General features: G+C 36.3%; 20 protein-coding genes. 13 read left to right on the top strand and 7 right to left on the bottom strand.

Annotation, left to right across the window (positions count from 1 at the left end):
• Window positions 1-71 precede the first annotated feature (71 nt).
• On the bottom strand, window positions 72-1,610 hold the full coding sequence (locus O3599_RS04705; protein ID WP_084947931.1) for a response regulator: 1,539 nt from the start codon (window positions 1,608-1,610) through the stop codon (window positions 72-74).
• Window positions 1,591-3,261: a sensor histidine kinase gene (locus tag O3599_RS04710; protein ID WP_371512148.1), complete on the bottom strand. Its 1,671-nt coding sequence runs from the start codon at window positions 3,259-3,261 to the stop codon at window positions 1,591-1,593. The genes O3599_RS04705 and O3599_RS04710 overlap by 20 nt, the downstream gene beginning before the upstream one ends.
• A gap of 202 nt (window positions 3,262-3,463) precedes the next feature.
• Here O3599_RS04710 and O3599_RS04715 point away from each other — a divergent pair, with 202 nt between their 5' ends.
• The 10 genes from O3599_RS04715 (at window position 3,464) to O3599_RS04760 (ending at window position 14,904) form a co-directional block, all read left to right on the top strand.
• Window positions 3,464-4,381, top strand: coding sequence for a sugar ABC transporter permease (locus O3599_RS04715; protein WP_000861542.1), 918 nt, complete (start codon window positions 3,464-3,466; stop codon window positions 4,379-4,381).
• Between the two features lie 17 nt (window positions 4,382-4,398).
• A complete protein-coding gene (locus tag O3599_RS04720; RefSeq protein ID WP_000870790.1) occupies window positions 4,399-5,295 on the top strand; it encodes a carbohydrate ABC transporter permease in 897 nt (298 codons plus the stop codon).
• A 9-nt stretch (window positions 5,296-5,304) separates the two neighbouring features.
• Window positions 5,305-6,870, top strand: a complete 1,566-nt coding sequence (locus O3599_RS04725) for an extracellular solute-binding protein (RefSeq protein WP_004256278.1) — start codon at window positions 5,305-5,307, stop codon at window positions 6,868-6,870.
• A gap of 205 nt (window positions 6,871-7,075) precedes the next feature.
• The gene (locus tag O3599_RS04730; RefSeq protein WP_371512150.1) at window positions 7,076-7,720 is read left to right on the top strand and encodes a DUF624 domain-containing protein; all 645 of its coding nucleotides are present in this window, start codon (window positions 7,076-7,078) and stop codon (window positions 7,718-7,720) included.
• On the top strand, window positions 7,717-9,930 hold the full coding sequence (locus O3599_RS04735; RefSeq protein ID WP_371512151.1) for a TIM-barrel domain-containing protein: 2,214 nt from the start codon (window positions 7,717-7,719) through the stop codon (window positions 9,928-9,930). The genes O3599_RS04730 and O3599_RS04735 overlap by 4 nt, the downstream gene beginning before the upstream one ends.
• A 442-nt stretch (window positions 9,931-10,372) precedes the next feature.
• Complete coding sequence (locus O3599_RS04740; protein ID WP_371512179.1) at window positions 10,373-11,782, top strand: peptide MFS transporter; 1,410 nt, start codon at window positions 10,373-10,375, stop codon at window positions 11,780-11,782.
• A 371-nt stretch (window positions 11,783-12,153) separates the two neighbouring features.
• A complete protein-coding gene (locus O3599_RS04745; protein ID WP_261034684.1) occupies window positions 12,154-12,840 on the top strand; it encodes an XRE family transcriptional regulator in 687 nt (228 codons plus the stop codon).
• Window positions 12,841-12,843: 3 nt separating this feature from the next.
• A complete protein-coding gene (locus O3599_RS04750; RefSeq protein WP_371512152.1) occupies window positions 12,844-14,259 on the top strand; it encodes a Y-family DNA polymerase in 1,416 nt (471 codons plus the stop codon).
• Window positions 14,256-14,618 carry a hypothetical protein gene (locus O3599_RS04755; RefSeq protein WP_000567217.1) on the top strand — a complete coding sequence of 121 codons (363 nt, stop codon included), beginning with the start codon at window positions 14,256-14,258 and terminating at the stop codon, window positions 14,616-14,618. The genes O3599_RS04750 and O3599_RS04755 overlap by 4 nt, the downstream gene beginning before the upstream one ends.
• Window positions 14,611-14,904, top strand: coding sequence for a DUF5960 family protein (locus O3599_RS04760; RefSeq protein WP_020903430.1), 294 nt, complete (start codon window positions 14,611-14,613; stop codon window positions 14,902-14,904). Before O3599_RS04755 ends, O3599_RS04760 begins: the two co-directional genes overlap by 8 nt.
• Before the next feature lie 142 nt (window positions 14,905-15,046).
• Here O3599_RS04760 and O3599_RS04765 read toward each other — a convergent pair whose 3' ends face one another.
• Genes O3599_RS04765 through O3599_RS04785 form a run of 5 tightly spaced genes read right to left on the bottom strand, consistent with a single transcriptional unit; the run spans window position 15,047 to window position 17,223 of the window.
• Window positions 15,047-15,523 (bottom strand): glutathione peroxidase, encoded by a 477-nt coding sequence (locus tag O3599_RS04765; RefSeq protein ID WP_000203038.1) that lies wholly within the window; start codon window positions 15,521-15,523, stop codon window positions 15,047-15,049.
• Window positions 15,520-16,098, bottom strand: a complete 579-nt coding sequence (locus tag O3599_RS04770) for a DUF3278 domain-containing protein (RefSeq protein ID WP_000711238.1) — start codon at window positions 16,096-16,098, stop codon at window positions 15,520-15,522. The genes O3599_RS04765 and O3599_RS04770 overlap by 4 nt, the downstream gene beginning before the upstream one ends.
• Window positions 16,099-16,124: 26 nt before the next feature.
• Window positions 16,125-16,460, bottom strand: coding sequence for a hypothetical protein (locus O3599_RS04775; RefSeq protein WP_371512154.1), 336 nt, complete (start codon window positions 16,458-16,460; stop codon window positions 16,125-16,127).
• A 10-nt stretch (window positions 16,461-16,470) separates the two neighbouring features.
• Window positions 16,471-17,013 carry a DUF3278 domain-containing protein gene (locus O3599_RS04780; RefSeq protein WP_261015658.1) on the bottom strand — a complete coding sequence of 181 codons (543 nt, stop codon included), beginning with the start codon at window positions 17,011-17,013 and terminating at the stop codon, window positions 16,471-16,473.
• A 15-nt stretch (window positions 17,014-17,028) separates the two neighbouring features.
• Entirely contained in the window at window positions 17,029-17,223 is a 195-nt protein-coding gene (locus tag O3599_RS04785) for a helix-turn-helix transcriptional regulator (protein WP_001082471.1), read from the bottom strand.
• Window positions 17,224-17,389: 166 nt separating this feature from the next.
• Here O3599_RS04785 and rsmH point away from each other — a divergent pair, with 166 nt between their 5' ends.
• Genes rsmH through pbp2X form a run of 3 tightly spaced genes read left to right on the top strand, consistent with a single transcriptional unit; the run spans window position 17,390 to window position 20,923 of the window.
• Window positions 17,390-18,340, top strand: a complete 951-nt coding sequence (rsmH, locus tag O3599_RS04790) for a 16S rRNA (cytosine(1402)-N(4))-methyltransferase RsmH (protein WP_004256391.1) — start codon at window positions 17,390-17,392, stop codon at window positions 18,338-18,340.
• 9 nt (window positions 18,341-18,349) lie between these two features.
• A complete protein-coding gene (gene ftsL / locus O3599_RS04795; protein ID WP_000227824.1) occupies window positions 18,350-18,667 on the top strand; it encodes a cell division protein FtsL in 318 nt (105 codons plus the stop codon).
• Window positions 18,668-18,670: 3 nt separating this feature from the next.
• Window positions 18,671-20,923, top strand: a complete 2,253-nt coding sequence (gene pbp2X, locus O3599_RS04800; RefSeq protein ID WP_371512155.1) for a penicillin-binding protein PBP2X — start codon at window positions 18,671-18,673, stop codon at window positions 20,921-20,923.
• The last annotated feature ends 1 nt before the right edge of the window (window position 20,924 follow it).

Genomic DNA, 20,924 nt, shown 5'->3' on the forward strand with positions numbered 1-20,924 from the left:
GAAAAACTGTAGAATTTCAAAAATTACTACAGACCTTGAATTTTACTTATCATTTCAATGATTTAGATTGCTTACATTTTGTTTTGATAAGTTTTACGGTAATCTCCAGGAGAAAGTCCAGTCCTTTGTTTAAAAATTTTAGTAAAGTAAGAATAATTATCATACCCTACTTGACAAGATACTTGTGATATCGAGATATTTGTTTGAGATAGGAGAGATTTAGCAGCATTAATGCGCTTATCCGTTATATATTTAACAAGAGTTTCTCCAGTTTCTTTTTTAAAAATTCTAGCTAAATGATCTGCACTGAGATAAACCATATCTGCTAATATAGAACGATTTATATCCTCATAGTAGTGATGATCTATGTATTCGACAATACGTTGAATACTATTTTTCTGGTTTTCAATGTTTGTTGCAAATTTCTTAGCATGTGACCAATAATAATCAAAGTAATCCTGGAAAGATTCAATTGAATGAAAGCGTCGTTGGAATAGGAAATCATGAGTGCTGTTTTGGAATAATTTATGAGCTGAAATTCCATTTTGATCTAGATATATTCCTATTTGTTGAATCCAATCTAGTAAAATTTGTTGTAGTGTGAAAGTAGGAATTTGAGAATTATAGGCAAGTGAATTAATTTTTTCTCTTAATTCGTATTCACTTAAGGTGTCTAAAAAAGTAATTGAAAGAGTTTCTGTTTTAAAAGAAGTTGGGAAACTATGTGGAACACATATAATAGTATTCCAATAAGAGACATACTGTTCATTATAAGTGTAGAGTTCTTTAGCATGAAATAAAATATCGGATATTTTATGGCAACTCTTATATATAAGAGTTGAGTATTTGCTAAAATTATTAGAAATTTGAGAATGAATTTCATATGCCAGTTTGTCACTACGTTTGGAAGAGTCTACTCTAAAGAGACAAACATATTGATCGACCTGGCTTTCCATTTTGAATAGACTTATCAGATTATAAGAAGGTTGTGAAATTCTTTGCAGTTCTCTTTTTAGTTGAGAAGTCCATGATGGAGTTTCTGCAGAATAATCTTCTTCATTAAGATTGATTGTTAAAACTGCAAGGAAAAAATATTGGTGTTTTTTAAGAATAAAATCTTGTTTGCTTGCTATGTTTTCTAGCTCATCAATGCGAGAAATTTGAGGTTTTCTAAGGTAATCATACCAGAAATTATCTTCTATTTGTAAAAGTGCATCATTTTTTCCGTTTAAGTTATGATTCTCAATTTTACTAATGGCTTTTTGAATAATAAATTCTAATTTTTCAAAGTTAATGGGTTTTAGATAGTATTCAAAGCTTTGCAATTCAATTGCTTTTTGAGCATAGTTGAAGTCGGCGTAATTGGTTAAAAAAATTGTTTTTATATCATATTTTTCATTTCTAATCCACGATAAGAGTTCGAGACCGCTACCTTGAGGCATTTCTATATCACTTATCATGAGATCAATAGGATGCTCTCTAATAATATTTTGAGCTTGAGTGAGGCTATAGGCAACATAAACAATGTCAATGTGTAGTTTATCCCAATTTATTTTCTCTCGTAAAGCTTCAATGATAAAACGATCGTCATCAACTAATAAGATGTTCATTATAACCTCCGTCTATAATCTTGTATGGAATAAGTAAAAGAATTTTAGCCCCACCTTCTTCATTATTTTCAAATGTAATAGTATAGTCGTTGGGATAGAGAAGATTCAAACGTTCGATGGTGTTCGTGATCCCAATATGATGTCCATCTTCTGTTATTAGAGACTGTTTCTGATTTAATTTTGATAAAATTTCTTCAGAGAAACCTGGACCATTATCTTCGATACAAATCTGAATATAATCTGAGTCCTCAGTTTTTACTTTTTTTATTGATAGTAAAATTGTAAATAAATCTTGAAATGAAAAACCGTGTTTTATTGTGTTTTCAATAAACGTTTGTAACAGTAATGATGGAACAAGAGTATTTTGTAAATCAGAATTGTAGTCTAGTGAAAAGTAGATACTATTTCCATATCGAATTCGTTGTATTTCTAAATAATCTTTAATATGCTGAACTTCATCTTTAAGTTCTGAAAAATCTTGATTAGCCATAAATAAATGACGGAGATAATTTGAAGTTAGGATAGTTAATTCTTCAATTTCCTTGTAGTTTTTTGTTTGAAGCATACTATGAATCATTGATAACATATTTAAGTAGAAATGCGGTCGGATTTGATTTTTAAGATAATTAAGTTCAATCTTCTTAAGTTCTAGTTGTGAATGATATTCTCGTATTTTTAATTCTTGCATGTCAAAAATTACTTTATTAAGTTTATCATTTGCCTTATCAATTTCTAGTATACCTTCAGATATAAAAAATTCAGAAGGGGGGATGGAGTCCCCAAGTTGAGAGAGCCGTTCAGTGAGTCTTGTTATAGGCTTAATCATCCACTGACGAATATATAGGATAATGATGATTGATAAAATGGTGATAATGATAGGAACAGCTGATAAAAATACTTCTAAGAGTGTGATATTTCTAAAGACTTCGGCATAATCGACTAAAACATAAATATCGAAAGGTAAATGTGTTTTTTCATTTTGTGCATGAATTAGGTAATTAGAGGACGGTATATTGTTAGGCTCTTTTAGGGAGAGTTTACCATTATTACCAATATTAAGTTTATTGAGAGGTTTTAGGATATCTTCTGAGGATATGACTGCATAAATTATTTTTCCTTCGTAATGAACGGATTTAACTAAGTATTCGCTATTTTTAGTAGTTATATTTTTCCACTTACGGTCACTTATATCGCTACTTAGTGATTTTAGATATGTTTTTAACAGTAAATAATCTTCATATGGAATATAAAGATCGGAAACATTGATAAAATGTTTAGTAGAATTTGTTTCTAATAAGAATGTCATATGGGTTTCATTTTGATATTCAAACTCTGTAAAACTAGTTTGAACCTTTTTTAGACTTTCTTGATAGTCTAAAAATTTTTGTACATGATTTAATTTTTCCAAATCTTCACTGTGTGTTATTGTTGAATACATAAACCTCTCTGCAGAATGCAATTTTTCATTAACAGAGTCAGCATAAATTTCAATTGAACTACGTAGGTGTACTATATTTTGGTTTTTAATAAAATTTCTGGTTATGTTACTCATAGCAATATTGATTAAAATATTTATCAATAGTAGTACAAGTAGGAGTTTAAAGAAAAAATGAATGGAATGTTTTTTTGATAAGTCGTGATTTAATTTCATATACTATTCTCCTATTAAAATTATAGCACTTTGAAAATATGATATCATGTAACAAAACAGATATGTTTTATCAAGATGTCGGAAAAGTAATAGTTTTTAAAATTAAAAAACTGAAAAATTGATAAACCTAGTCCAAAAAGTTCTATTAAGGGAATTCTATATGGTGTAAAATAATCGTAGAAAATCAGATGGGAGGAAAAACATGAAAGTAGCATCTCAACTTCATAAAATAAAATTAAAGCATAGTATTCCGTTATATATATTACTTTTTCCTTCAATATTGCTATTAATTTTATTTTCCTATATTCCCATGTTGGGACTAATTATTGCATTTAAAGACTATTCACCAGCCAATGGTATCTTTGCTAGTCAGTGGGTAGGATTTAAGTACTTTACTCAATTTTTCTCATCATTCCAATTCGGGACAACTATGTTCAATACATTAAAAATTTCACTTTATAGTATTGTAGTAGGATTCCCCTTGCCTATTATACTAGCTATAATCAGTAATCAGTTAAGAGTTGGGAAATTTAGAAAAATATTTCAAGTGACAACTTACTTACCTCATTTTATCTCTACAATGGTTATGTGTGGGATGATTATCTTATTTTTATCTCCTACTAGTGGTTTGTTAGCAAATGTATTTAAGTCTGTTGGAATTACTATTCCAGATTTTTTATCAAAACCTACTAGTTTTGCAGGTGTTTATGTTTGGAGTGATGTATGGCAACATATTGGTTGGGATAGTATTATTTATCTGGCAGCGCTTTCTGCAATTGATCCTACATATTATGAGGCTGCAACTATGGATGGCGCTTCTAGATTACAAAAAATTCGGCATATAGAATTACCATTGCTTTTGCCGACTGCTATGATTCTATTAATATTAAGAGCAGGTAGTTTATTAAGTGTAGGTTTTGAGAAAGTGTTACTACTACAGAATCCTCTTAATTTAGCAGGAAGTGAGATAATTTCGACCTATGTTTATAAAGTTGGTATGGTGAACTTTCAGTATAGTTATTCGACAGCTATAGGGTTATTTAACACGGTAGTTAATCTAATAATTTTGTTATCTGTTAACTGGTTCTCAAAAAGATATACCAGAACGGGTCTTTTTTAAAGGAAGGAGTGCTCAAGGTGAAATGGTTTCATAAATCAAGAAAAACGAACTCTGAATTATTATTTGATATAGTTACCTATGGTTTAGCAATTTTCCTTATCCTGTTAATTGTTTATCCGTTATGGTTTGTAGTGATTGCATCTTTTAGTAATCCTTCAGATGTTGCAAATGGGAAGGTATGGTTTATTCCTAGAGAATGGAAATTAGATGGATATTTACGTCTTATTCAACAACCTTTATTTTTGCGTAGCTATCTAAATACCATTTTATATACTGTTGTTGGTACCTTAGTTGCTTTAGTAGTCAATATTCCAGCTGGTTATGCTTTATCTAGAAAAGAATTAGTTGGTAGAAAGTGGATGAGCATTCTATACATAATCCCTATGTTTGTATCAGGTGGTTTGATTCCTACCTACTTAACAGTAAAGAATGTTGGCCTAATTGATACATTTTGGGTAATGGTAATACCTTTTGCAGTTTCATCATACAATATTATTGTTGCTAGAACTTTCTTTAATAATAGTATTCCAGATGGGATGTGGGAGGCTGCGCAAATTGATGGCTGTGGTACAATTCGTTATTTTATTAAGATAGTCGTTCCTTTATCAAAAGCTATTATAGCAGTTATTGGACTTTGGACTGCAGTTGGTATTTGGAATTCGTGGTTTAATGCTTTAATTTATTTAACGAATGAAAATTTACAACCATTGCAATTAATTTTACGACGTTTACTAATTAGTAATCAAATGTTACAATCGCAAGCAACAGGAGAAGTTGCATCAGATCTTCGTATCAAAGCCGATATGATGAAATATGCAGCAATTGTTATTTCAACCGCTCCGATAATGTTGCTATATCCCTTTGTTCAAAAATATTTTAATCAAGGCGTAATGATTGGCGCGTTGAAGGAATAGGAGAAAAACATGAAAAATAAATCATTTACATATTTGTTCTTAGGAACCGTTACACTTGCTGGCTTAACAGCCTGTGCAAATTCCAATAATGCGAATAAGGACGATAAGTCTGGAGAAGATTCTTATAAAATCACAACTGTTCGTTGGTCTGACTGGGGGGAAGATTATCATAAAGGTTTTCTAACTGATTCTGCCAAAGAATCAGGTATCGATGTTAAATGGGATACACTTGTAGCTGCAGATTGGGCAGATAAGAAATCTGTGTTGGTTGCTAGTGGAGATTTACCAGATGCATTTTTAGGTTCAAATGCTTTTACAGATTCAGAAATTGCTCAGAACCAATCTTTATTTATTCCATTGGAAGATTTAATCAAAGAAAACATGCCAAATTTAACTAAGGCTATGGAGAAAGAACCTAAGATTAAAGCTATGATTACTTCACCAGATGGTCATATCTACAGTCTACCTAAAAAATTACCGATGCGTCCTACTGTAGCTAATCAGCTATTTATTAATAAAAAGTGGCTGGATAATTTAGGATTAAAGGTTCCAGAAACTTATGATGATTTAGTAAAAGTACTACAAGAATTTAAGGATAAAGATGCGAACGGAAATGGAGACGCTTCTGATGAAATTCCATTCGGAGCAGGAAACTTTGATCCAACATTCTCATATATTCTTCCGTTCAATAATCGTTTAGGGGCAGATAATACATATGAAATGTCTGTAAAAGATGGAAAACCAGTCTACCTTCGTACAGAAGAAAGTTATAAACAAGGGATTGCAGCAATGCACGAATCTTATAAAAAAGGTTTGATTGATCCGGAAATCTTTACAGAAGATACCTCTATGAGTGTAGCAAAACGTATGGATAAGGGAGTATCTAGAGTAGGTGTTTCTAGTGGTTGGACAGCAGATGCAACGTTTGGCTTACATTCAAGTGAATATATTGCTCTACCTGCTTTAAAAGGTATGGATGGTAAACAATATGTCTTTTCTGATCCAGATCATTACAACTATGGTCGAAATGAAATTTTGATTACAAATAAGAGCAAAAATCCTGCTAAATTATTGAAATGGTTGGATAAATTATATACAGATGAAGCAAGTATTCAGAATTTCTATGGATCATTTGGAATAGCTACTGAAAAGAATGGTGATAAGTTTAAAGTGTTACCTCCTAAAGATGGTAAATCAGCTGATGAATGGGCATGGATTAATTCACTTCGAGATTTTGGTCCTAAATACGTAAGCGATGATATCAATAGTCGCGTAGAAATCGATCAAACACAAGGTGATGGATTGAAATTGAAGATGGACCAAGATTTGAAACAATTTGCGTTGCCAGCTTACCCTAATGTGATTTATTCACAAGAAGAACTTAACAAATTATCATCAATCTATGTGAGTATTGAATCTTATGTCAAACAACAAGCATCTAAATGGGTAGTTGAAGGCGGCATAGAAAAAGAATGGGACTCATACAAAGAAACTCTTAAGAATATGGGATTGGACGAATTTATGAAGATTCAACAGGAAGCATATAATCGTTACCAAAAAGAAGTAAAAGAGTAATATTTTATATGAACTCTTGGTTGTATGAACAAGGGACTAGCTAATTATAGGAAGCGAGACTGATAACATCAGATTATCTCGCTTCCTTTATTCTAATTTTTAAAGAAATTTGGAAATGTTTTTTAAATAATTTAGGTAATATTTTTGTACAACTGACATTATAAAATATAGAGTTAAGGCAATCGATTTTATGGAGATATCTATTATGCAAAAATTATTTTCATTAGATGGAAAAATGGTTAGAATTTTAACTTTTTTGACAGATTTAATTATTTTAAATACTCTATTTATTGTGAGTTGTATTCCAATAGTTACAATTGGGGCATCACTAACTTCTCTTACGACAATGTGGTATCGTATTTTAAAAGGTAAAGATACCGATATTGCTTATCATTATTTTCGGATCTTTAGACAAAATTTTAAACAATCAACTTTTATTTGGTTGTTTATCCTCCTAATAGAATTACTTTTATATGTGAACTATTGTCTTTGGGGCTATTCAAGTTTATTTTCAGAGTATAGTTTATTGTTAGTGTTGCCCTTTTTATTTGTTATAATACTTTTGATGAGTGTTATTTTTCCCTATATTGGTTTATTTAAAGATAATCTAAAAAATAGTATTGTAAATAGCGTATTAATTTGTATTTTAAATCCAATACAAGCTATCATGTTGGTTTTATTTAATATTTCTGTACTGTATATGAGTTTTAGTAGTCCAGAACGAGTTTTAACAGCTATTTACGTATTTACATTTGGGGGCTTTGCTTTTTGCGGATTGATGAATGTAACGATAACAAATAAAATGTTTGATAAGGTAAAGAAATTTACTAAAAGGAGGACAACAAATTGAAAATTTTTAAGGGAGAGTTTTATCGAATCTCTGTATTAACAGACAAGCTAGTAAGGTTAGAATACTCTCAAACTGGAAGTTTTGAGGATAGAACGACACAACTTATCTACAATAGAGATTTTGGCCAAGTTTCGTTAGATTATATCGAGACATCAAACGTACTAGATATTATGACGGACTATTTTCATCTGCACTTTAATAAAGGAGAATTTAACGCCGAAAATTTATTTATAGAATTAAAAGGAAATTTTGCCGTATATGGTAGTCGCTGGTATTTTGGTGAGTCTATTGAAACGTTAAAAGGAACAGCTCGGACTCTGGATAAGGCAGATGGAGCAATCTCGTTAGAAGATGGAATTATTAGCCGAAATGGGATAGCCTTATTGGATGATTCTCAAGGATTTATTTGGGATGAACAGTCTGGTTATATTGAGAGAGAAAATCAAATTGACCTGTATTTCTTTGCCTATGGGCATGATTATAGAGGAGCAATCAGAGACTTTTACCATTTGACTGGTTCAACCCCTTTGTTGCCAAGATATGCTTTAGGCAATTGGTGGAGTAGATATTGGCCTTATACGTCGGATGAATACTTGGATTTAATAGACAGATTTGAAACAGAGAAAATTCCATTATCTATCGGTGTTTTAGATATGGATTGGCATATCACTGACATTCCAGCTCGTTTTGGAAGTGGCTGGACAGGATATAGTTGGAATAAAAATTTAATACCTAATCCAGAGCAGTTATTGCAACAACTTCATGATAGAAAGTTGAAACTCTCCTTAAATGTCCATCCTGCTGATGGTATACGGGCTTATGAAGAAGCTTATCCTCGAGTCGCCAAACGATTGGGGTTAAATGTAGAATTAGAGGAACCTGCCATTTTTGATTTTTTTAATCCCTCTTTTAGAGAAGCCTACTTTAAAGATGTTCATTATGAGCTAGAAAAGCAGGGAGTAGATTTTTGGTGGATTGACTGGCAACAAGGGACACAAGGCATGTTGGATCCACTATGGCTTTTAAACCATTATCATTATCAGGATAGTTGTAAAAATGCAGAAGGTGGTTTGATTTTATCAAGATATGCAGGTCCTGGTAGTCACCGCTACCCTGTTGGTTTTTCAGGGGACACCATTATTAGTTGGAATTCCTTAAGATTTCAACCTTATTTTACAGCGACAGCATCAAATATCGGTTATAGTTGGTGGAGTCATGATATCGGTGGACACATGCTGGGGGATTATGACGAAGAGCTACAAACTAGATGGCTACAGTTTGGTGTTTTTAGTCCGATAACTCGATTACATAGTTCTAGAAGTCCTTTTAATAGTAAAGAACCTTGGTTTTTTTCAGAAACAACATCTAAGATTATGAAGAAATACCTTCGTTTGAGACATCAGATGATCCCCTATCTATACACTATGAATGTAAAGACACACGAGGAAGGTGCCCCATTAATCAGCCCAATGTATTATTTCTACCCAGAGAATGATGAGAGCTATAATGTTCCAAATCAATACTTTTTTGGAACAGAACTGATGGTGGCTCCCGTTGTAGAAAAGATGGATTTAGCATTCCAATCTGCAAAAGTAGATGTATGGTTCCCTGAAGGTGAATGGTATGACTTCTTTTCAGAGAAAAAATATACAGGTGGTGTGAAGTTAAGTGTTTATAGAGACATTTCGACTATACCTGTGTTTGCAAAAAGTGGTGCAATCATTCCCTTGGTTGGTTCTGAGATAGATATGGGTGTTGATTTACCTGAAGTTGTAGATTGGTATGTATTCCCAGGCAAACAACATTCTTTTGAAATGATTGAAGATCAAAATGGTCAAAGATATAAAACAAGATTATCAATCGACTGGGAAATGGGGATGGTAGAGTTGGCATTACAAGGAGATTCTAGTATCGTTCCAAGCAATAGAAAGCATAGAATTCATTTTAAAGGAACGAATGTGTCTATCATTGAGTTGCCAAATAAGAATACTACAGCTAGATTTGAATGTAAAGATAATAAAACGCCATCTCTAAATGATGAAGTTTTTAGACTACTAAAGACGGCTTCTCTTCCATATGAATTAAAAGATAGATTGTTAAATGAATTCATCAATGCTAAAAATTCTCATGAGTTAATGAATATCTTGCATCATCAGGATAAGGAATTGAGAGGCCGTTTGTTGGAAATAATATTTACTAGCCAAAACTAATTGAGCCATTTCGTACACAATTTCTATTCTTTAAGTGCTAATTATTTATTTTTTAATGTGTAATAGTTTTACATCTCTATGCTTATTGACTTGTATTTTAGTAATTACAAGTTTGGCATAGGGATGTTTTTATAATTTTAAAGACTTTTTGCCCAGCCTCTTTTCAACTAAATAAGAGCAAATTTTTAAAGGTGATTTCTCAAAGTAACTTCCACTTGCCTGACCGAAGTGGAAGTTAGTCTGAAACGGATTTTTATGGTGGAATTAAGTATGAGACGTGTGATTTTTTCAGAAAATTTTCTAAAACAAACAGGATTTGTTTGACATTTATTTGAAAATTCTGTAAAATGAATTATTATATCGTTAAAGGAGAATATATATGGAAAAACAGAAAACATTTTTTGGACATCCTATGGGCTTGTCCACCCTCTTCTTTACAGAAATGTGGGAACGCTTTTCTTACTATGGGATGCGAGCTATCCTACTTTACTATATGTACTATAGTGTGCAAGATGGTGGATTGGGAATGGATAAGACCACAGCTGCATCGGTTATGGCGATTTATGGCTCGCTGGTATTTTTGTCCTCGGTTATCGGTGGTTTTGTCAGTGACCGTATTTTAGGAAGTCGTAAGACTGTCTTTTACGGTGGGATTCTGATTATGCTAGGGCATATTGCTTTGGCAACACCTTTTGGACAAGTGGCTCTCTATCTTTCTATTGCCTTGATTATCTTTGGTACTGGATTTTTAAAACCCAATATCTCAGATATGGTGGGGGGAATTTATGAGAAAGAGGATGATAGACGGGATGCAGGTTTTAGTATCTTTGTCTTTGGTATTAACTTAGGTGCCTTCGTTGCCCCTTATCTAGTGGGTTATCTAGGTCAGGAAGTCAATTTCCATCTAGGTTTCTCATTAGCTGCTATTGGGATGTTCTTTGGTCTAGTGAAGTATGTTTTGGATGGGAAGAAATATCTGCCTGAATCAAGTCTTTACCCCACTGATCCACTTTCACAGAAGGACCAGCAGACCTTGATTAAACGCTTGCTGATTACACTTGTCGTAGTTATTCTCGTGGTTATAGGTTTAGTCTTTACTCACCAGTTTAATGTGGATATGATTGTTAATATCTTTACAGTGATTGCTGTAATTATTCCAATCTACTATTTCTTTAAGATTTTATCTAGTCAGAAAATAACTGCTACTGAGAGATCCCGAGTATTTGCCTACATTCCTTTATTTATCGCTGGAGTACTCTTCTGGTCTATTGAGGAGCAGGGGTCTGTTGTTCTCGCTCTATTTGCGGATGATCAAACTCGACTTTACTTTAATGTATTTGGGAATCAGATTCATTTTCCATCTAGCTTTTTCCAAAGTATCAATCCACTTTTCATTATGATTTATGTGCCGATTTTTGCGTGGTTGTGGGGGAAAATGGGTAAAAAGCAACCATCCTCTGCTAAGAAATTTGCTTACGGTTTATTTGCTGCAGGTTTATCCTTCTTGTGGATGATGTTACCAGGGATGCTCTTTGGGACAGATGTTAAGGTCAGTCCTCTCTGGTTGATTATGAGTTGGGCTATTGTGATTGTAGGGGAAATGCTGATTTCGCCGATTGGTCTATCAGTCACTACTAAGTTAGCACCAAAATCCTTCCAAGCACAAATGATGTCTATCTGGTTCTTGAGTAATGCAGCTGCCCAAGCTATCAATGCTCAAATTGTAAAATTTTATACAAGCGAAACTGAAGTGGCTTACTATGGAATTGTTGGAGGAATTACGATTGTATTCGGTATTATCTTACTCTTCTACGTTCCACGTATTGAAAAACTAATGTCTGGTATCAAATAGAGAAAAACTGGAATTTCTGTAGGAATTTTAAAAGTTAGATCAATTATTTATTCAAAGGATTTAGTTCTGTATTGTATAGGGCTAGGTCCTTTTAGTTTGATTAATACTCTTCGAAAATCAAATTCAAACCGCGTCAACGTCGCCTTGCCGTACTCAAATACAGCCTGCGGCTAGTTTCCTAGTTTGCTCTTTGATTTTCATTGAGTATAAAACTCACGATGTTTCTGCTTTTCCTAGTGGACATTTGTCTACTTTTTTTATATAATAAAACTAAACCAAATTGGTTGAGTTTTGAAAGTATGGATTCAAGCATCGATTAGTCTTTCTAAGGGAGATAATGTCCATTAAAGTATCATAATAGGAGGTGAAGTATGTATCAGCCAGAAAAATTAAAGGCTCGGAGGAAAGAGTTAAAACTGACACAGAGGGAAATTGCAGAGCAACTTGGGATTAGCTTTCAGGCTTACTCGGCTTGGGAACGTGGAGTCAAGGAACCATCCAAGGAAAAGGTGGCCCAGCTAGAGAACATTTTAAAAGTACCAAAAGGATATTTTACTCAGATTGAGATTGTCCGTCTCTACCATAGCCTCTCCAAGCAAGGGAAGGAGAAGGTTGTTCTCTATGCTCGCAACCTATCTCAAGAGGAGCAAGCCCAGAAAGTGGCCCCCATGCCAGAGCGCCTCTACGAGTACCGTGTTTATGAACGCATGTCAGCAGGGATTGGGGCTTCAGTCTACGATGATCAGAATTTTGATACGGTTTACTTTAATGAGGAGTTGGCTCATGATTTTGCGTCATGGGTGTCTGGGGACTCCATGGAACCTAAATACCAAAATGGTTCAGTAGCTCTGATTCGAGAGACAGGATTTGACTATGACGGGGCGGTTTATGCAGTGGTTTGCAACAACCAGACCTATATCAAACGGGTCTATCGAGAGGAGAATGGATTGCGTCTGGTCTCTATCAATCCTAAATACAAGGATATTTTCATCTCCTATGAGGAAGATCCTCGGATTGTTGGCATTATCGTTGGAAACTTTGTGCCGATGGAGGGTTAGTCTATGGGCTACTTTGATTATTCCAGAGAGCCCAAAAGTGACATTGCCTTTGTCGATATGAAATCCTTTTATGCCAGTGTCGAGTGTGTGAAAAGGGGCTTGCATCCGCTGAAAACCTCGCTTTGTGTCATGAGTCGCGCGGATAATTCAACTGGTCTTATCCTAGCCTCCTCTCCCCTGTTTAAGAAGATTTTTGGCAAGTCAAATGTTGGTCGGGCCTATGATTTGCCTTTTGATATCAAAACGCGAAAATTTTCCTATTACAATGCTCGAAAGCAAGGGCTACCGACTGACTCGGACTATGTTCGCTACATCGAAGATTGGGCTCAAGTGACCTTGATTGTGCCACCCAGGATGGATGAGTACATCGCAGTCAATATGGAAATCCAGCGAATCTTTCAAAACTATGGTAGTCCAGATGATATTTATCCCTACTCTATCGATGAGGGCTTTATTGATCTGACTAGTTCGCTCAACTATTTCATCCCAGACAAGAATCTCTCTCGCAAAGACAAGCTGGATATGCTTTCTGCTTGCATCCAGAGGGATATTTGGAGGCAGACAGGAATCTACTCTACAGTGGGTATGTCCAATGCCAATCCCTTACTGGCCAAGTTGGCTCTGGATAATGAGGCCAAGCACACTCCGACCATGAGGGCCAACTGGTCTTACCAGGATGTGGAAGAGAAGGTCTGGTCCATTCCCAAGATGACCGACTTTTGGGGAATTGGCAGGCGGATGGAGAAACGCTTGCATGCTCTGGGGATTTTTTCCATCAAGGAATTGGCAACCAGCAATCCAGACCAGTTAAAGAAAGCTCTGGGTCAGGCTGGTCTGCGTTTGTGGTTTCATGCCAATGGGATTGATGAGAGCAATGTTCATAAGCCCTATAAAGCCAAATCCAAGGGCTTGGGGAATTCTCAAATCTTGCCGAGAGACTACGTGAAGCTACGGGATATTGAAATTATTCTTCGAGAAATGGCGGAGCAGGTGGCTATTAGATTGAGAAGGTCTGGTAAGAAAACAACCCTTGTCTCTATCTATGTCGGTTTCTCTAAACAGGAAGTTAGACCGTCTATTCACACACAAATGAAGGTCAAACCGACCAATAATACAGCTGTCTTAACGGATTATGTTTTGAAGCTATTTCATAACAAATACACTTCTGGAGCGGTCAGAAGTGTCGGAGTTAACTATTCAGGCTTTGTAGACGAGTCCTTTGATTTGATATCTCTCTTTGATGATGTTGACAAGTTAGAAAAAGAAGAAAGGCTCCAGACGGCCATTGACTCCATTCGGGAACAATTTGGTTTCACTTCCCTTTTAAGAGCAAATGCACTGGAAGAAGCCTCTAGGAGTCTTGCCAGAAGCAAGCTGATTGGGGGACATTCTGCTGGAGGATTAGATGGATTACAATGATTGATCGTTCTTATTTACCTTTTCAATCCGCGCGAGATTATCAAGATCCAGGTATGCAGAAGTGGATGGGATTTTACCTCTCAGAACACACCAGTTCGCTCAGTGAAGAAAAAAGCCGTGTTGATTTTTCGACGGATTTGACTCCAGATGAGAAGTTGCACTTGCTTTCTCAGCTTTATGTTGGCCAACTTAAGGGAAGTTTTGTGGTAAAGGAAAAGAAGCAGAAAATCACCATCATCGGTGTGGTGAGAGAGTTATCACCTCAGACTCTATCTATTAGGACAAACGAGGGATATAGGTTGATAGAGGTTGCAGATATCCTAGAAATTCGACTGTGGGAGGAGGGAGTTTATGACTAGAAAAGAGCTGTATGAAAACAAACTGCAGATGGATTATTTTTCAGATGACTATATTCGTTTTGAAGAGGATTTTCAAAAATATTCTGCCATGAACGTACCCTTGACTTTTTTGATTGATGACATCCTACGAACCATGGCGATGAATCAGAAAAACTACTTTGTCTTAAACAAGGAAAATGCCAAGGATGGGCGGGAGCATAGCTTTTATTTTAGGGTGGTAACGGAAAAAGCGTGTCCTAGAAATAGGACCTATGTATATGCTGGGGTTAAAAATAGTAGTCAGTAGAGGGGAGTCTGCTGTAAATGTATCATTTTTACAACACTTCATGGCTCATATCATGGGGTGTTTTTCTATTCAAGTCAAAGCCCATCAAAAAATCCCACTATTCTTAGGCTAAAGGAGAACTAATAATAGTGAGATTGTGAAATTATAGTAGTTTTTGTATCGCCTCTTCAATTTGTTTTGGGTCTGTTTTTGAAGAGAAGCGTTCAAAGACCTGCCCATCACGACCAATGAGAAACTTAGCGAAATTCCATTCGACTCGTTTTCCCAGTGGGCCAGATTTTTGTTCTTTCAACCAAACATAGAGAGGGTCTGCTTCCTTACCGTTGACCTTGATCTTGGCAAAACGTGGGAAGGTGGTTTGATAATGTAGGCTACAGAAGGCGTTGATTTCCTCTGCGCCGCCTGGTGCTTGTCCCATAAACTGATTGCAAGGAAAGTCTAAAATCTCAAAACCTTGTTCTTGATAGCGATCATAGAGTTCTTGAAGTCCTTGGTACTGGGGCGTTAAACCACATCCAGTAGCAGTGTTGACAACCAAGAGAACCTTACCACGATAGGTCTCTAGTGGAGTTTCTTGATGGTCTTGGTTCAAGACTGAAAAATCGTATAGTGAAGTCATTGCTTGCTTTTCTCCTTCTGTTTGGTATTTTTAGGAGTTTTCTCCTCCTGTAGTGATAGAAATCCGTAGGTCAGGGTTCCAAAAATGCTTCCGATAATCAGGCTATACATCAGGAAAGGAATACTTTTATCGAATTGCATGAGCAACTTTCCAAAATCTGAAAGGGACATCTGTTGAACGAAGACTTTATGAAAGATGAGTAAGGTAAAGAAGCCAATCTGAATACCGATAAACACAATCCAGCTTCGGAATTTGATTTGAGCTTTGCTGTAGGTTTTGAGAATGATTTCTGATTTGTCATCCTTTTCAAGATGAAGCTCTTGGACGGCTTTTTGAGCTTTTATACTCATGAACAAAATGAGTCCAAAATAGATGTAGGGCATAACATTTCGAACAATTTCTATAAAGCTTCCGAACAAAATATAGAATAGGAAGAGAATGAAGGAAGAGTAAAAGATTTGGATCATGGAACGGGCGCAAGCCTTGTAGATAACCTCTTGACGGCATTCATCAAAAGGCCCTTGGATATGAAAGAAATTTCGAAGTAAGCGAGTTGTTAAGTCTTCTTTTTTCATGGGTGATTTCTCCTAAATGAACGATGTTATTTTGTTTCTTTTACGAATTGATAGAGATAATAAAGATAAGTAATAGAAGAAAGGATGGCGATAGTTAGCAGTATATAATATTTCCAATTGCTTGAAATGAGCGTCAGCTGTGGTAAGGATAGAAAGGATAGAATCGTAAAGCATAGTGCTAGGTTGAGTATGCGCGTTTTTTGGGAGTCAATCTTTAGATAAGTCAATCCTTTGTTGAGTGCTGGAACAAAGACTGGAAGGAAGACTATATCGTAGATTGGCAAGTTCCCTGAAACGATGATGAAGATGAGCAGAGAACTGAACAAAAGATGATAGGTAAGTAAAGTTACTAGTGATTTCATAGGGTACCTCCTAATCCTCATCTTGATCTTTCTTAGCTTTTGCAATGCGACGGGAGATGAGGAACTGTATGCTTGCTCCGAAGAAGATAGAACCGAGAATGCTTGATACACCATTTCTTATAGTGAGGAGAGAATGAAAATAGTCCGGACTTTCACCTATGAGTATACTGAGAAGAGGAGTTATAAAAAACATCCATAGACCAAAGAACAAACCTGCTTTCAGACCTGGGTAATGTAGTTGCTTACTTTCTTTCTCACTCAGCATATCTGGATCAATAGCTGTAATCCCTGTTTTTTTCATTTGGTAGGTGACATAGCCAGCAGCGATGAGGGCAATCACTAGAATCAGAGGAGGATAGATTAGAGCCACTTCTTGAGGGTATTTATAGGCCAGAAGGAGTGGAATAAGATTTCCGAAAATCATCAGATAAAAGAGGACGATAAAGACTTGGTTCCCGATACGATCGATCTCACGCCGTTTGTATTCGTCAAGGGGACCAGAAATGCCGTATGTGCGTTTGATGAGTTTTTCAGTGAAGGTTTCTTTTTTCATGAGTTGGCTCCTTTTTTAAAAATTATCCTCCCAAAAGAGACTATTGAGGTCAGTTTGGAGGCTGCGGGCGAGATTGAGACAGAGTTCCAGGGTTGGATTGTACTTGTCGTTCTCAATCATATTGATGGTTTGTCTCGAGACACCGATATCCTTGGCTAGCTCGAGCTGAGAAATGCCTAGTTCCTTGCGAAATTCTTTCACACGATTCATCTGGACTCCTTTCTGCTTTATGTCGTATATATTTGACTATATTATATTCTTCTATGGAGTGAATGTCAAGCATATTTGACATATTTCTTAAAGAAATCTTACTTGTTTTTGGCCTATTTGTCTGACTAGTGCAAGCTAGTCGGATTTGTGGTAAAATAGATAAGATATGACAAAAGAATTTCATCATGTAACGGTCTTACTCCACGAAACGATTGATATGCTCGACGTAAAACCTGATGGTATCTACGTTGATGCGACTTTGGGTGGAGCAGGCCATAGCGAATATTTATTAAGTAAATTGAGTGAAAAAGGTCATCTCTATGCCTTTGACCAGGACCAGAATGCCATTAACAATGCGCAAAAACGCTTGGCTTCCTACATTGAGAAGGGGATGGTGACTTTTATAAAGGATAACTTCCGTCATTTACAGGCACGTTTGCGCGAAGCTGGTGTTCAGGAAATTGATGGAATTTGTTATGACTTGGGAGTGTCTAGTCCTCAATTGGACCAGCGTGAACGTGGTTTTTCTTATAAAAAGGATGCGCCACTGGACATGCGGATGAATCAGGAAGCTAGTCTGACAGCCTATGAAGTGGTGAACCACTATGACTATCATGACTTGGTTCGTATTTTCTTCAAGTATGGTGAGGATAAATTCTCTAAACAGATTGCGCGTAAGATCGAACAAGCGCGTGAAGTCAAGCCAATCGAGACAACGACTGAGTTAGCAGAAATTATCAAGTCGGCCAAACCTGCCAAGGAGCTCAAGAAGAAGGGCCATCCTGCCAAGCAGATTTTCCAGGCTATTCGAATTGAAGTCAATGATGAACTGGGAGCGGCAGATGAATCCATCCAGCAGGCTATGGAGATGTTGGCTCTAGATGGTAGAATTTCAGTGATTACCTTCCATTCACTAGAAGACCGCTTGACCAAACAATTGTTCAAGGAAGCTTCAACTGTGGAAGTTCCCAAAGGTTTGCCTTTCATCCCAGATGATCTCAAGCCCAAGATGGAATTGGTATCCCGTAAGCCAATCTTGCCAAGTGCAGAAGAATTAGAAGCCAATAACCGCTCGCACTCAGCTAAGTTGCGTGTGGCCAGAAAAATTCACAAGTAAGAGGGAAAAATGGTAGATAAGAAAGAAACAACCAGTCAATTCTTGCAGAATCGTATAAAAAAATTCTCACGTGTGGAGAAGGCTTTTTATCTTTCCATCGCTTTTACGGCACTCGTTTTAGCAGTGAGCATTATCTTTATGCAGACACGACTCTTGCAAGTGCAAAGTGATTTGACAAAAATCAATGCGCAGATAGAGGAAAAGAAGACAGAGCTGGACGATGCCAAGCAGGAAGTGAATGAATTGATTCGTTCAGAGCGCTTGAAAGAAATTGCAGATAAAAAAGATTTGAAATTGAATAATGAAAACATCCGAACAGCGGAGTAAGATATGAAATGGACAGAAAAAATAACCCGATTTGCGGTAAAAAATCGTAAATCTCCAGCAGAAAACCGTAGGATAGTTGGCAAGTACCTCAGCTTTGTAGCTGTTGCCCTTTTCGGCCTCTTTTTGGCCAATTTTGCTTATATTATCGCAAAAGGTAATATATTTGGTACTGACTTGGTAAAAGAGGCTAAAAAGGTTCACCAAACCACTCGAACAGTTCCTGCCAAACGTGGGACTATCTATGACCGAAATGGAGTGCCTATTGCTGAAGATGCGACTTCCTATAACGTCTATGCTGTTATTGATAAAAAATACAAGTCAGCAACTGGAAAAATTCTTTATGTAGAGGATTCGCAGTTTAATAAGGTAGCTGAAGTCTTCCATAAGTATTTAGACATGGATGAAGCTTATGTGAAAGAGCAATTAGCTCAACCAAATCTGACCCAAGTTTCCTTTGGAGCAAAAGGAAATGGGATTACCTATGCCAATATGATGGCAATTAAAAAAGATTTAAAAGATGCTAGTGTGGAAGGGATTGACTTTACAACGAGCCCTAACAGAAGCTATCCAAATGGCCAATTTGCTTCTAGTTTTATTGGGTTAGCCCAACTACATGAAAATGAGGACGGCAGTAAGAGTTTATTAGGAACTTCTGGTCTGGAGAGTTCATTAAATACCATTCTTGCTGGGACAGATGGTATTATTACCTATGAAAAAGACCGTGTAGGAAATATCGTACCAGGTACAGAACAGGTGTCGCAACAAACTGTGGATGGTAAGGATGTTTATACAACATTGTCTAGTCCGCTCCAATCTTTCATGGAAACTCAGATGGATGCCTTTCTAGAAAAAGTAAAAGGTAAGTATATGACCGCGACCTTGGTCAGTGCAAAGACCGGTGAAATTCTCGCTACCACCCAACGACCTACCTTTAATGCAGATACTAAAGAAGGAATCACTGAGGACTTTGTTTGGCGTGATATTCTTTATCAAAGTAACTACGAACCAGGATCAACCATGAAGGTCATGACGTTAGCTTCTTCTATTGATAATAATACCTTCCCAGGTGGAGAATACTTCAATAGCAGTGAATTAAAAATAGCGGATGCGACGATTCGAGATTGGGACGTTAATGAAGGTTTGACCGGTGGTGGTATGATGACATTTTCTCAAGGGTTTGCTCACTCAAGTAATATTGGGATGACACTTCTTGAGCAGAAAATGGGTGATGCTACCTGGTTGGATTATCTAAACCGCTTTAAATTTGGGGTTCCAACTCGTTTTGGTCTGACTGATGAGTATACAGGTCAATTGCCTGCAGATAATATTGTCAATATTGCCATGAGTGCATTTGGTCAGGGGATTTCTGTAACGCAGACGCAAATGATTCGTGCCTTTACAGCCATTGCCAATGATGGCGTCATGTTAGAGCCTAAATTTATTACGGCCTTGTATGATCCAAATGATCAAACCGTTCGTAGATCTCAAAAAGAAATTGTAGGGAATCCAGTTTCGAAAGATGCGGCTGGCCAAACTCGGACTCACATGGTCTTGGTAGGAACGGATCCTATATATGGAACTATGTATAATCATAGTACAGGAAAAGCAACTGTCAATGTTCCAGGTCAAAATGTAGCCCTCAAGTCTGGTACGGCTCAAATCGCTGACGAGAAAAATGGAGGCTACTTGGTTGGTTCTACCAACTACATTTTCTCGGTTGTGGCTATGAACCCTGCTGAAAATCCTGATTTTATCTTGTATGTAACGGTTCAACAACCTGAACATTATTCAGGAATTCCGCTTGGGGAGTTTACTAATCCAATCCTTGAAAGAGCTTCAGCTATGAAAGAATCTCTGAATCTTCAATCTCCAGCCAAGAATTTAGATAAAGTTACGACAGAATCTTCTTATGCAATGCCTAGCATCAAGGATATTTCACCTGGTGAGTTGGCGGAAGCCTTACGCCGAAATATTGTGCAACCAATCGTTGTAGGTACTGGAACAAAGATTAAAGAATCATCTGTAGAAGAAGGGACCAATCTTGCACCAAACCAACAAGTTATCCTTTTATCGGATAAGGTAGAAGAAATTCCAGACATGTATGGCTGGAAAAAAGAGACTGCTGAGGCCTTTGCTAAATGGTTGGATATCGAGCTGGAATTTGAAGGTTCAGGTTCCGTCGTTCAGAAGCAGGATGTTCGGACTAATACAGCTATCAAAAACATTAAAAAAATTAAATTAACTTTAGGAGACTAAT

Origin of the sequence: Streptococcus sp. 27098_8_103 (assembly GCF_041432345.1) — a bacterium.
In the GTDB taxonomy this organism is placed as follows: Bacteria; Bacillota; Bacilli; order Lactobacillales; family Streptococcaceae; genus Streptococcus; species Streptococcus mitis_BV.